The organism is Bradyrhizobium sp. AZCC 2262 (genome assembly GCF_036924535.1).
Taxonomy (GTDB): domain Bacteria; phylum Pseudomonadota; class Alphaproteobacteria; order Rhizobiales; family Xanthobacteraceae; genus Bradyrhizobium.
Window position 1 is genome coordinate 5,516,257 of record NZ_JAZHRT010000001.1, and the last position, 11,742, is coordinate 5,527,998.

The following is an 11,742-nucleotide window of genomic DNA, read 5'->3' on the forward strand; positions in this document are numbered from 1 at the left end:
CGACGATGAATATCGTTCAAGGCGCCGTGCCCCCGCTTCCGCCCGAGCTGATCGCAAAGTTTCGCGCCATCGTCGGCGACAAATATGCGGTGACCGATGCGGCCGATATCGCGCCCTACGTCACCGAGGAACGCGACCTGTTCCACGGCCGCTCGCCATTGGTGTTGCGGCCGGGCTCGACGGCCGAAGTGTCCGCGATCTGCAAGCTCGCCAGCGAACACAAAATCGCGCTGGTGCCGCAGGGCGGCAATACCGGCCTAGTCGGCGGCCAGACCCCGCATCATGGCGAGGTGGTCGTCTCGCTGCGGCGGCTCGACAAGATCCGCGAGATCGATCCGGCCTCCAACACCATGACGTGCGAGGCCGGCGTGGTGCTGCAGATCGCGCAAGCTCGCGCGGCGGAAGTCGATCGGCTGTTCCCGCTGTCGCTCGGCGCGGAAGGAAGCTGCACCATCGGCGGCAATCTCTCCACCAATGCCGGCGGCACCGCTGCCCTGGCGTATGGCGTGGCGCGCGAGATGGCGCTCGGGCTGGAAGTGGTGCTGGCCGACGGCCGGATCCTGAACGGGCTCTCGAAGCTGAAGAAGGACAACACCGGCTACGATTTGCGCAACCTCTTCATCGGCGCCGAGGGCACGCTCGGCATCATCACCGCGGCGACGCTAAAACTGTTTCCGAAGCCGCGTGCGGTGGAGACCGCCTATGTCGGCCTCAAATCGCCCGTAGAGGCGCTGAAGCTGCTGTCGATCTCGCAGAACGAGGCGGCCGGCAGCCTCACCAGCTTCGAACTGCTGGCCGACATCGCGGTCGATTTCAGCCTGCGTCACGGCATCGACATCCGCGATCCCCTGGAGAGCAAGCATCCCTGGTACGTGCTGATGGAATTATCGTCGTCGCGCGACGACGCCCGTGATGCGCTGGAAGCGATCCTCGCCAAGGGCATGGAGGAAGGTATCGTCGACGACGCCGTGATCGCGGCGAATCTCTCCCAGCGCGCCGGGTTCTGGAAGCTGCGCGACGAGATGTCGGCGGCGCAGAAGCCGGAAGGCGGCTCGATCAAGCACGACATCTCGGTGCCGGTCGCCGCCGTGCCCGCCTTCATCGAGGAAGCCAATGCCGCGGTGGTAAAACTCATTCCGGGCTCGCGGCCGGTGCCGTTCGGCCATCTCGGCGACGGCAACATCCACTACAATGTCAGCCAGCCGATCGGCGGCAACACCGCCGACTTCATGTCGCGCTGGCACGAGGTGAACGAGGTGGTGTTCGCGATCGTGCTGCGGATGGGCGGATCGATTTCCGCCGAGCACGGCATCGGCGTGCTCAAGCGCGACGAACTGCCCGACGTCAAGGACAAGGTCGCGATCGAGCTGATGCGCGGCATCAAGGCGATGCTCGATCCGCTCGGCATCATGAACCCGGGCAAGGTGCTATGACGGTATCCGCTGCGAAGCCAAATCCGGCACTCGCCATCGCCGACGTCGCGGATGCGGACGTGGCTGCGGTGATTGCGCTATGGCAGGCCTGCGGCCTGACGCGGCCGTGGAACGATCCGACAGCCGACATTGCGCTCGCCCGGCGCGGGCCGAATTCAACGATCCTGATCGGCCGCGACGGTGATGCGATCGTCGCGACCGTGATGGTCGGCCATGACGGCCATCGCGGCTGGGTCTATTACGTCGCCACCGATCCCGATCGCCGCGCCAAGGGCTATGGCCGCGCCATCATGAGCGCGGCGGAAGACTGGCTGCGCGGGGCCGGCATCGCCAAATTGCAATTGCTGGTTCGACGCGACAACGCCAGGGCGGGAGCATTCTACCAAACAATCGGCTACTCCGAAGCCCAGACGATTGTTTTCGCCAAATGGCTCGACGGCCGCGAGCCGACGCCGTGACGGCGAAAGGAATTCGATGACCATCTCCGATCGTGTCCGCGTCAAGAACGTTCATGTGCTCTCCGACCGGCATTATCGGTTGAACGAAGTCGAGTTCGACTATCGCCGCGGCGACGGCGAATGGCAGGCACAGAAACGGGAAGTTTTCGACCGTGGCCATGCCGCGACGCTGTTGCCATACAATCTTGCAAGCCGCACCGTCGTGCTGACGCGCCAGTTCCGCCTGCCGGCCTATCTCGCCGGTCACGATGACCTCATGATCGAGGCCGCCGCCGGCATGCTCGACAATGAAACTCCCGAGAAGCGGATTCGCGCGGAGGCGGAAGAGGAAATCGGCTATCGATTAGGCGATGTGCGCAAGGTGTTCGAGGCTTTCATGAGCCCGGGCTCGGTTACTGAAAAATTGCACTTCTTCGTCGCCGAGTATGAAGCGGCGATGCGCGTCGGCAATGGCGGCGGCCTCGCCGAGGAAGGCGAGGACATCGAGGTGCTGGAGTTGCCGGCCGATTCTGCGCTCGCGATGATATCGGACGGCCGCATCGCCGACGCCAAGACCATCATGCTGCTGCAATACGCCGCGCTGAACATCTTCGGGAAGTAGATGATTGTCGCCGAGGCCCACAGATCTAGATCGCCTTGGCCGCCGCATTGGCGGCAGCGAGGATGTCGCGCCGGGCACGATCATCCTTCACGGCGCGCGCCATCGCGGCTGCACCCGACAGGACGGCGAGCAAGGCCAACGCACGCTCGCGCGCGTTGGCGCCACGGAATCCACCCGCCAGCGCCGCCACGAGCGCTTCGAGCTCCGCCTCATAAACGGCCCGCGTAGCGTCGTCGGCCCGCGCGACATCCTGGGAGAAGCTTGGCAGGCCACAGGCCTCGTCGAGGCCAACCTGCATGCGTTCGCCGAGATAGAAATCGATGAAAGGATCGCGCCAGTTGCGGCCATGCTTTTCCTGGAACGCAAGGACGCCATTGCGCAGCATCGCAAGACCCTCGGCGACCACCTGCCTGAACGCCTCGGCCTTGGAATCGAAATGGGCGTAGAAAGCGCCCGATGTCAGTCCGGCCCCCTTGGCGAGGCTATCGACGCCGGCTCCGCCGAACCCGCCGGTGCGGAAGCCGCGCCCCGCGGCCTCGACCAGCCGCTGCCGGGCATCGCCGTCACTGTTTCTTGGTCGCGCCATCAGCCAGCGCCTCCTTTCTAATAACGATCGTTATATTATTGTTGACAACATAACGATCGTTATGTTTTCTAGATAACGATCGTTATTAACGATTGCCGGGCCGGCCGCAACGGGCGGCGGGCAGCCACATGTTGGAGATTCTCATGCCGATCCAGATCATCGTTCCCGAAGGCGTCCTGACCCCGAGCGCGGAGGCCGAAGCGTTCCGCAAACTGACGGAGCTCCTGCTCCGTCTCCATGGCCTCACTGGCAACACCTTCATGACGCCGAACGTCATCGGCGAAGTCACGGTGGCTCCAAAGGGCCGCACCTTCTCCGGCGGCAAGCCGACCGCGATCGCAATCTTCGAGCTGAAAGTGCCCTCCTTCGTCCTCCCCACTCAGGAGCTGAAGGACGCCTGGATTTCGGAAGGCACCGCGATCATCGAGCAGGCGACCGCGGGAAGCATCAAGCGCGAGAACATCTATTCAAGCGTCAGTTATGCGGTCGAAGGCGCGTGGGGCATCGGCGGCAAGGCCTACAGCAACGCCGAACTCGGTTCGGCCGTCGCTGCCGCCGCAGCGTGACCGCTTGCACACCCGAACATGCCACGACACATCACGCCGCCACGTGCGGCGTGATCGGCGCGGCACGTGGCGGAAATGATCTCGCGTCGTTCACCCGATGCGCACGCCGCTAGAACAACGAGCCTTGATTGTCATCTTCCGGAGCTGCCGAAGCGGCCTTGCGCGGCGCGGCCCTCTTCGCAGACTTCGGCTCCTCCGCCGCCCGCTCCTCGTCGGTGATCGGCAGCACTAGCTGCGCGTCGTCATTAACGACGCGGTTGACGCGCGTGGAAATCTCGCGCCAGGCGAACTCGCCCTCATTCGGCCCGCGCAGCAGCGCCATGACGTCGTCGGCATCGTTGGTCCGGCCATCGAGCCAACGCTCGAATTCCTCAGGCGCGATCGTCACGGGCACCCGATGATGCAGCGCTGCGAGATCGCGGCTGGCCGGCGCGGTGACGATGGCGACGCTGTCGGTCTCCTCGCCGTTCGGCCCCATCCAGGTTTCCGCGAGCGCGGCAAAGCCGACCGGCTGGCCATCGCGGCGATGGATGAAAAACGGCCGCTTGCGGCCGCTCGCCTCCTGCCATTCGTAATAGCCATCCGCCGGAATCAGGCAGCGTCGCCGCTTGATGGCGTTTTTGAAGGCTGGCTTGTCGAGAACCGTCTCGGAGCGCGCGTTGATCAACAGCGCAAATTTACGGGGCTCCTTCACCCACGACGGAATCAGTCCCCAGCGCATCAGTCGAAAATGGCGGCCGCCATTTTCGAGGATGACAACCGGAACGGGTTGAGTAGGCGCGATATTATACCGCGGCGGGAAATTGGGCTGCTCGATATAGCCGAAGATCTGCCGGAGTGCCTCGGGTGGTGAGGTAATTACAAAACGTCCGCACATTATCTGACCAAGATAAGCCTCCGTTTAACGAGTGTTAACCCCAGATGTTAACAGTGGAACGGATGATCTCAATGGCCACCACAGAAGTGCGATCCGATCGCCCGATGCCGCCACCGACGAGCCTTATAGACCAGGCCCGCGCGGAACAATTGCGCGCCGCCAACATCAATCCCCGCACCGGGCTCGCCACCGACTACCTGAATCATTTCAACGAAGCCGTCATGCTGCTCGAAATGGTTCCGGACATGCCGGAATGCGCAGAGGATTTCCTGACCTGGACTCCGCTGTCCTACGCCGAACATTTCTGGGCCTCCAACTTCAAGGCCCGCGACCTCGCGATCGAGGCCTATGAAAGCGCCGACCCCAAGATCCGTGCCGACTTCGACAATCTCACGGCTTCCATGACCTCGATCCTGACCGCGGTTGGCAACGCCATGCGCGAAGCCCAACAGGACAAGACCCGCGCCACGCTGGCCGAGCAGGCCACCGCCTGGGTCAAGCCGCTGGTGGCGCTGGCCGGTGGCGTCATCAACGGCAACGCCGCGACCGACGTCGAAGCGGTCATGTCGAACTAGCCGTTCCACGCTTCGCTCAGGCCCGCCGCATTAGACCTGCGCGAACCAATCGGGCATGATTACAGCAAGTTTCCTGCGTACCGGATCACCCCCTTGGCTTCCCCTGTCCAGCCGACCCGCCCCCAGCTCGCCGTCAGCGGCGCGATCTTCCGCGACGGCAAGGTCCTGCTGGTCCGCCGCGCCCGCTCGCCGGGCAAGGGATTCTACTCGTTCCCCGGCGGCCGGGTCGAATTCGGCGAGTCCCTGCACACCGCGCTCCATCGCGAGGTGGACGAGGAAACCGGCTTAAGAATCGAGATTCTGGGCCTGGCCGGCTGGCGCGAGGTGCTGCCCGGGGCCGGCGGCGGCGGACACTACCTGATCATGTCGTTCGCGGCGCGTTGGAGCGCCAGGGACCCGGTTCTGAACGATGAGCACGACGATTTCAAATGGCTGGCGCCGGATGGGCTCGGCGACCTCAAGGTAACCGGCGGCCTCCTGGAGGTAATCGAGGCCGCCCGAAAGCTGGTCTAGGCGGGCCTTCGAGGGCCCTCACACCTTGCCTCGGGCGTATTGAGGGGGCATATCGGCCCTCAAATGCTCAAGCACGCCCTCGCCGCCCTCATCCTCATTTCGGCATGCCAAGTGGCCCCCGTGCGGGCCCAGGATGCCGCCGCGCCGTTTGACGGCGACCTGCAGCGGCTGGCCGAGATTCTCGGCACCCTGCACTATCTACGCGGCATCTGCGGTTCCAATGAAGGGGCGAAATGGCGCAACGAAATGCAGGCGCTGATCGACGCCGAAACCCCGTCCGGCGACCGCCGCGCCCGCATGATCGCGGGCTTCAACCGCGGCTATAACGGCTTTCAGCAGACCTACCGGACCTGCACGCCCGCGGCCTCCGTCGCGATCCGCAGATATATCGAAGAAGGCTCAAAGATTTCGCGCGATCTCACCGCGCGCTACGCGAACTAGGACGATGGATTTGGACGCGATCTATTTCGACCTCGACGGAACGCTGACGGACCCCAAGCCGGGCATCACCCGCTCGATCCAGTATGCGCTGCAAAAGCTCGATCATCCGACCATGCCGACCGAGGACGAACTGACCTGGTGCATCGGCCCGCCGCTGCGCGCCAGCTTCGTCAGACTGCTTGGTGCGGAAACGTCGGCCGATCTCGCCGTGTCGTATTATCGCGAGCGATTTTCCGATGTCGGCCTCTATGAGAACGGCGTCTACGACGGCATCGGCGAGGTGCTGACGTCACTCTGCGCCTCCGGCCATCGGCTGTTCGTCGCCACCAGCAAGCCGCATGTGTTCGCCGAGCGCATCATCGATCATTTCGGGCTGCGCGATCATTTCGAGCGCGTGTTCGGTTCCGAACTCGATGGTACCCGCGTGGACAAATCCCATCTCCTCGAATACGCGCTGAAGCAAGCAGCGGTCGATCCGGCCAAGACTTTGATGATCGGTGACCGCAGCCACGATATGGTCGGCGCGAAGAACAACGGCATGAAGGGCATCGGCGTGCTGTATGGCTACGGCAGCCGGGACGAACTGCTGGACGCCGGCGCGCACCATGTTTGCGCGACGCCGGCAGCCATTTTGGATTGCATTTCCTGATATGAGCGGGAACTTCCGTCGCCGCCCGAAATTCGGGCGGCGCTGTTAACCCTTCCTAAAGATGTGGTCTAGGCGTGCCCGCCGCGCGTGCTACAGGTTGTCGCGTTAGGATGCGTTCCGCCCTGGTTCGCGCACAGATTTCGTTGAGCTTCATGAGCCGCCCAGCCTCCTTCCCGACCGCCCGCGACCCGCTTCCTGACCTCGATCAGAAGCAGACTGCCCTGAGCTACCTGAGCGAGGCGTGGGCAGAAGCGCGGCACGATGGCGTCGATGGCGACTGCCTCGCGCAGGCGAGCCTGTTCACCGCGCTGGCCGAGCTGGTCTCGACCTATGGCGAGGACGCGGTGGCAAAGTTCGTCGAGGGCGTCCCTGCCCGCGTCCGCAATGGCGAGTTTTCGCTGAAATTGGCGAAGCAGTAGCTAGCCTCAACTAAACTGTCATCGCCCGCGAAGGCGGCGATCCAGTACGCCGCGGCCTCTCGATTCAATCGCTATCGTCTCTGGGATACTGGATCACCCGCTTTCGCGGGTGACGACTGTAGTTGGCGCGGCGCCTGCCTTCGCTCGACAGCCGAAACTGCTACGCCTTCAGCGTCTCTAGAAACCGCACCGGCTCGCCGGTTGAAGGCGTCATCACCTCACCCTGCCACATCACGCGCCTGCCGCGCACGAAGGTGCCGACCGGCCAGCCGGTGACGCGAACGCCGTCATAGGGCGTCCAGCCGGCGCGCGAGGCCACCCATTGGTTGGTGATGGTCTCGCTGCGCTTGAGATCGACGATGGTGAAATCGGCGTCGTAGCCGGCAGCGATGCGGCCCTTGCAGGCGATGTTGTAGAGCCGCGCGGGGCCGGCGCTGGTGAGATCGACAAAGCGCGCCAGCGACAGCCGCCCGGCATTGACGTGATCCAGCATCAGCGGCACCAGCGTCTGCACCCCGGTCATGCCGGAGGGCGAGGCCGGATAAGTCTTGGCCTTTTCCTCCAGCGTATGCGGCGCGTGGTCGGAGCCGAGCACGTCGATGATGCCCTGCTCGATGCCGTACCAGATACCGTCACGGTGATCGGCCGAGCGTACCGGCGGGTTCATCTGCGCGCGGGTGCCGAGCCGCTCGTAGCATTCGGGCGCGACCAGCGTCAGATGATGCGGCGTCGCTTCGCAGGACGCGACGTCCTTGTGATCCCTCAAGTATTCGATTTCCTGCTTGGTCGAGATGTGCAGGACGTGGATGCGTTTTCCGGTCTCGCGCGCGAGATTGACCAGCCGCTGCGTCGCCATCAGCGCCGCGGTCTCGTCCCGCCACACCGGATGCGAGCGCGGATCGCCCTCGATGCGGAGCGGCTTGCGCTCGTTGAGGCGATATTCGTCCTCGGCATGAAAGGCGGCGCGGCGGCGGATCACCTGAAAAATTCGTCGGAGGCTTTCGTCGTCCTCGACCAATAGCGCGCCGGTGGAGGAGCCGATGAACACTTTCACCCCGGCGCAGCCCGGCGCGCGCTCCAGCTCGGGGAGATCAGCCACGTTCTCGCGGGTGCCGCCGATGAAAAAAGCAAAATCGCAATGCATGCGATGACGGCCGCGTTTTATCTTGTCGGTGAAGGTTTGCTCTGTGACGGTCAAGGGATCGGTGTTCGGCATCTCGAACACGGCGGTGACCCCGCCCATCACGGCGCTGCGCGATCCGGTTTCAAGATCTTCCTTATGCGTCTGGCCCGGCTCGCGGAAATGCACCTGCGTATCCATCACGCCAGGCAGGATGTGCAGGCCCTTGCAGTCGATCGTCTCGCCGGCGGAGGCCTGACCGAGCCCGCCGATCGCGGCAATCCGACCGTTGGAAATGCCGATGTCGCGGACGCCCTCGCCGTCCTGATTGACCACGGTGCCGGATTTTAGAATGGTATCAAATCGTTGATTCATCGGAGCTTCAAAGGTCCCTGGACACCCGCTTTAAGGCTATCACGCAGGCCTTGTTGGCGGCACCTTAGCGCCTTAACTTCGCATGGGATATCCGCCACCGGCGTTTCCCCAGGAACTTGAAAGCCAACTTCAAAAGCACGTCAAAAGAGGCCGATTTAGCTTATGAAAGCAGCGTTTCTTCCGGACCGGGGCGTGGTCAAGGTCAGCGGCGAGGATGCCCGCAACTTCCTCAACGGCCTCGTCACCACAGACGTCACGCTGCTGCAGCCCGGCCTTGGCCGGTTCGGCGCACTGCTGACGCCGCAGGGCAAGATCACGGCCGATTTCCTGATCACCGAAGCCCCGGCCAGCCATGGCGGCGGCTTCCTGATCGACGCGCCCCGCGCGCTGGCGCAGAACCTCGCCGACAAGCTCGGTTTCTACAAGCTGCGCGCCAAGGTCGCGGTGGAGAATATCGCCGACAGCATGGGCGTGCTCGCGGTATGGAACGGCGAGCCCGCGATGAAGCCCGATCTGGCGTTTGCCGATCCGCGGCATCAGGCGCTGGGCTGGCGTATTCTCGTGCCCGAAGATCTCAAGCAGAAGGTGGCCGATCTGATCGGCGCCGACCTCGTCGACAGTGACGCCTACGAGGCCCATCGCATTGCTATGGGCGTGCCGCGCGGCGGACTCGACTTCATGTACAGCGACGCGTTCCCGCACGAGACCAATATGGACCGCCTGCACGGTGTCGATTTCGACAAGGGCTGCTATGTCGGTCAGGAAGTGGTGTCGCGGATGCAGCATCGCGGCACTGCGCGCACGCGGATCGTGCGCGTCACGCTCGAGGACTTTTCGCCGGAGACCGGCGTCGCCGTTCTCGGCGGCGACAAGCAGCTCGGCACCATGGGATCGACCGCCGGCGGCCACGGCCTCGCGCTGGTCCGGATCGACCGCGTTGCGGACGCGCTCGATGCGGGACTGGCGTTGACGGCCGGCGGCCTTGCGATCCGGCTGACCGACCCGAACGACGTTCGCACCCCACCGAAGCAGACCGTCGCATGAGCAGATCTGCGCGCCTGCACCCCGATGGCAAAACACGGTGCCCGTGGCCGGGCGAAGACCCGTTCTACATGGCCTATCACGACACCGAGTGGGGCGTGCCGGAATATGACGACCGGGCGCTCTATGAAAAGCTGATCCTCGACGGCTTTCAGGCCGGACTGTCGTGGATCACGATTTTGCGGAAGCGCGAAAACTTCCGCAAAGCCTTCGACGACTTTCAGCCGGAGAAGATCGCGCGCTACAACGAAAAGAAAGTCCATGCGCTGATGAACGATGCCGGCATCGTGCGCAACCGCGCCAAGATCGAGGGCACCGTCAACAGTGCGAAGTCCTATCTGAAGATCATGGAAGAAGGCCCTGGCTTCTCTCGGTTTCTCTGGGATTTCGTCGACGGCAAGCCGAAGGTCAACCAGTTCAAGACCACCGCCAGCGTGCCGGCCTCGACGCCGGTCTCGATCAAGATTTCCAAGGAGCTCGGCGCGCGCGGCTTCAAATTCGTCGGGCCGACCATCGTCTACGCCTTCATGCAGGCCACCGGCATGGTCAACGACCACCTGGTCACCTGCTTCTGCCACGAGAACTGCAGCGGCAAACTTCGCAAGCCCCGCCTCAAAGCATGATCCGGAAAAGTGGGAACCGGTTTTCCGAAAAGATCATTGCTCAGACAAAGGCAGAGCGGGATGACCTCATCCCGCTCTGGAATCAAATGACGGCCCGCAAAACGTCTGGCATCGCCAACCGCGCCTGGCAGCGGATGCTGTCGGGGCGGCGGCTCGACCTGCTCGACCCCTCCCCGCTCGATATCGAGATCGCCGACATCGCCCATGGGCTGGCGCGCGTCGCGCGCTGGAACGGACAGACCAGCGGCGCGCATATTTTCTCGGTGGCGCAGCACACGCTGCTGGTGGAAACCGTGATGCGCGAGCAGATGCCGCGTGTCGACGCCCGCCTCCGGCTCGCAGCCCTGCTGCACGACGCGCCGGAATATGTCATCGGCGACATGATCTCGCCGTTCAAGGCGGTGCTCGGCGGCGACTACAAGGTGGTGGAGAAGCGTCTGCTGGCGGCAATCCATATTCGCTTCGGCCTGCCGCCAATTCTCGCCGATGAAGTCACCAAGGCCATCAAGGCGGCCGATCGCGGCGCGGCCTATCTCGAAGCCACCCATCTGGCCGGATTTTCGGAAGCAGAGGCGAAGCGCCTGTTCGGCAGGGACCCCGGCCTGCCCGAGGCCACGGTGCGCGATTATCTGACGCCGTGGACCGCGGCCCGGGCCGAGAAGCAGTTTTTGGCCCGATTCAAGCTGCTGCTCGGTTGATTGCCCCGCGCAAACCTGCTTTCACCGCCCTACCCGCAAGCCTATAATTGCGACAAAACAGGACCTTCCAGGGAAACGCTTCGAAGGATCATCATGCTTCACGTCTGTTCGCTTGCCGCACTTCCCGAGACCGTAAGGGCCACCGGGGCCAGTCACATCCTCACCGTGATGGCCAATGTCGATCAGGTGCAGCGCCCGGCTTCGGTGCTCGAGGCCAACCATCTGAAAGTATCGATGGACGACATCACCGAGCAGATGGACGGCTTTGTCGCGCCGTCGGACCAGCATATCGAGAGGGTGCTGAGCTTCGTTCGCAACTGGGACCGCAGCGCGCCGATGGTGGTGCATTGCTATGCCGGCATCAGCCGCTCGACCGCAAGCGCCTTTGCCGCCGCCTGCGCGCTCAATCCGCATCGCGACGAGATCGAGATCGCGCGGCAAATTCGCGCCCGCTCCGCCATCGCTTCCCCCAACCGGCTGATCGTCAGCCTCGCCGACAAGGCGCTGGGGCGCGAGGGCCGGATGCTGCGCGCGCTGGACGAAATGGGGCCCGGCAGCATGATGGTTGAAGGCCGGCCGTTCCAGCTTGATCTGGAATAGCGCGTGTAAGCTGCTGAGGTTATGGCACGAAAATGCCATATCCTTTGCTGCGAAGCGTGCGACATTGGCTCGCGGGCTTGATTTGAACTTTTAGCGGACAACGGCGCACACAGGATTGCAACCAGGCTGCGGACGTGGCCGGTTAACGTTTTGACGCGCCCGCCTGG

Annotated in this window: 16 protein-coding genes; 13 read left to right on the top strand and 3 right to left on the bottom strand. The window is 63.7% G+C overall.

Annotated elements, in window-relative coordinates; translation table 11 throughout:
* Nucleotides 1–5 precede the first annotated feature (5 nt).
* From V1283_RS25885 to V1283_RS25895, 3 genes are read left to right on the top strand one after another with little or no spacing between them, the layout of a single operon-like run.
* Nucleotides 6–1,433: an FAD-binding oxidoreductase gene (locus V1283_RS25885; RefSeq protein ID WP_334389361.1), complete on the top strand. Its 1,428-nt coding sequence runs from the start codon at nt 6–8 to the stop codon at nt 1,431–1,433.
* Nucleotides 1,430–1,891: a GNAT family acetyltransferase gene (locus tag V1283_RS25890; protein WP_334389362.1), complete on the top strand. Its 462-nt coding sequence runs from the start codon at nt 1,430–1,432 to the stop codon at nt 1,889–1,891. The genes V1283_RS25885 and V1283_RS25890 overlap by 4 nt, the downstream gene beginning before the upstream one ends.
* A 16-nt stretch (nt 1,892–1,907) precedes the next feature.
* A complete protein-coding gene (locus V1283_RS25895; protein WP_334389363.1) occupies nt 1,908–2,492 on the top strand; it encodes a GDP-mannose pyrophosphatase in 585 nt (194 codons plus the stop codon).
* A gap of 25 nt (nt 2,493–2,517) precedes the next feature.
* Here the strand turns inward: V1283_RS25895 and V1283_RS25900 are convergent, their stop codons facing one another.
* Nucleotides 2,518–3,078: a TetR family transcriptional regulator gene (locus tag V1283_RS25900; protein WP_334389364.1), complete on the bottom strand. Its 561-nt coding sequence runs from the start codon at nt 3,076–3,078 to the stop codon at nt 2,518–2,520.
* A 143-nt stretch (nt 3,079–3,221) separates the two neighbouring features.
* Between V1283_RS25900 and V1283_RS25905 the strand changes: the two genes are divergently transcribed.
* Nucleotides 3,222–3,644 (top strand): Tautomerase enzyme, encoded by a 423-nt coding sequence (locus V1283_RS25905; RefSeq protein ID WP_334389365.1) that lies wholly within the window; start codon nt 3,222–3,224, stop codon nt 3,642–3,644.
* Between the two features lie 109 nt (nt 3,645–3,753).
* Here the strand turns inward: V1283_RS25905 and V1283_RS25910 are convergent, their stop codons facing one another.
* Nucleotides 3,754–4,521 carry an SOS response-associated peptidase gene (locus V1283_RS25910; protein WP_334389366.1) on the bottom strand — a complete coding sequence of 256 codons (768 nt, stop codon included), beginning with the start codon at nt 4,519–4,521 and terminating at the stop codon, nt 3,754–3,756.
* A gap of 62 nt (nt 4,522–4,583) precedes the next feature.
* Here V1283_RS25910 and V1283_RS25915 point away from each other — a divergent pair, with 62 nt between their 5' ends.
* The 5 genes from V1283_RS25915 to V1283_RS25935 all read left to right on the top strand — a co-directional run bounded on the left by V1283_RS25915 (nt 4,584) and on the right by V1283_RS25935 (nt 7,118).
* Nucleotides 4,584–5,096 (top strand): hypothetical protein, encoded by a 513-nt coding sequence (locus V1283_RS25915; protein ID WP_442895781.1) that lies wholly within the window; start codon nt 4,584–4,586, stop codon nt 5,094–5,096.
* Nucleotides 5,097–5,189: 93 nt separating this feature from the next.
* A complete protein-coding gene (locus V1283_RS25920; protein WP_334389367.1) occupies nt 5,190–5,609 on the top strand; it encodes an NUDIX hydrolase in 420 nt (139 codons plus the stop codon).
* Nucleotides 5,610–5,672: 63 nt separating this feature from the next.
* Nucleotides 5,673–6,050 carry a TIGR02301 family protein gene (locus V1283_RS25925; protein ID WP_334389368.1) on the top strand — a complete coding sequence of 126 codons (378 nt, stop codon included), beginning with the start codon at nt 5,673–5,675 and terminating at the stop codon, nt 6,048–6,050.
* A gap of 4 nt (nt 6,051–6,054) precedes the next feature.
* Complete coding sequence (locus V1283_RS25930; protein ID WP_442895782.1) at nt 6,055–6,699, top strand: HAD family hydrolase; 645 nt, start codon at nt 6,055–6,057, stop codon at nt 6,697–6,699.
* 152 nt (nt 6,700–6,851) lie between these two features.
* A complete protein-coding gene (locus tag V1283_RS25935) occupies nt 6,852–7,118 on the top strand; it encodes a hypothetical protein (RefSeq protein WP_334389369.1) in 267 nt (88 codons plus the stop codon).
* A gap of 160 nt (nt 7,119–7,278) precedes the next feature.
* Here the strand turns inward: V1283_RS25935 and V1283_RS25940 are convergent, their stop codons facing one another.
* Nucleotides 7,279–8,613, bottom strand: coding sequence for a dihydroorotase (locus V1283_RS25940; RefSeq protein ID WP_334389370.1), 1,335 nt, complete (start codon nt 8,611–8,613; stop codon nt 7,279–7,281).
* A 162-nt stretch (nt 8,614–8,775) separates the two neighbouring features.
* Here V1283_RS25940 and ygfZ point away from each other — a divergent pair, with 162 nt between their 5' ends.
* The 4 genes from ygfZ (at nt 8,776) to V1283_RS25960 (ending at nt 11,575) form a co-directional block, all read left to right on the top strand.
* Nucleotides 8,776–9,657 (top strand): CAF17-like 4Fe-4S cluster assembly/insertion protein YgfZ, encoded by an 882-nt coding sequence (gene ygfZ / locus V1283_RS25945; protein WP_334389372.1) that lies wholly within the window; start codon nt 8,776–8,778, stop codon nt 9,655–9,657.
* Complete coding sequence (locus tag V1283_RS25950; RefSeq protein WP_334389373.1) at nt 9,654–10,277, top strand: DNA-3-methyladenine glycosylase I; 624 nt, start codon at nt 9,654–9,656, stop codon at nt 10,275–10,277. Before ygfZ ends, V1283_RS25950 begins: the two co-directional genes overlap by 4 nt.
* Nucleotides 10,278–10,363: 86 nt before the next feature.
* The gene (locus tag V1283_RS25955; protein ID WP_334389375.1) at nt 10,364–10,975 is read left to right on the top strand and encodes an HD family hydrolase; all 612 of its coding nucleotides are present in this window, start codon (nt 10,364–10,366) and stop codon (nt 10,973–10,975) included.
* A 93-nt stretch (nt 10,976–11,068) separates the two neighbouring features.
* Nucleotides 11,069–11,575 carry a tyrosine phosphatase family protein gene (locus V1283_RS25960; protein WP_334389376.1) on the top strand — a complete coding sequence of 169 codons (507 nt, stop codon included), beginning with the start codon at nt 11,069–11,071 and terminating at the stop codon, nt 11,573–11,575.
* Nucleotides 11,576–11,742: the final 167 nt, after the last annotated feature.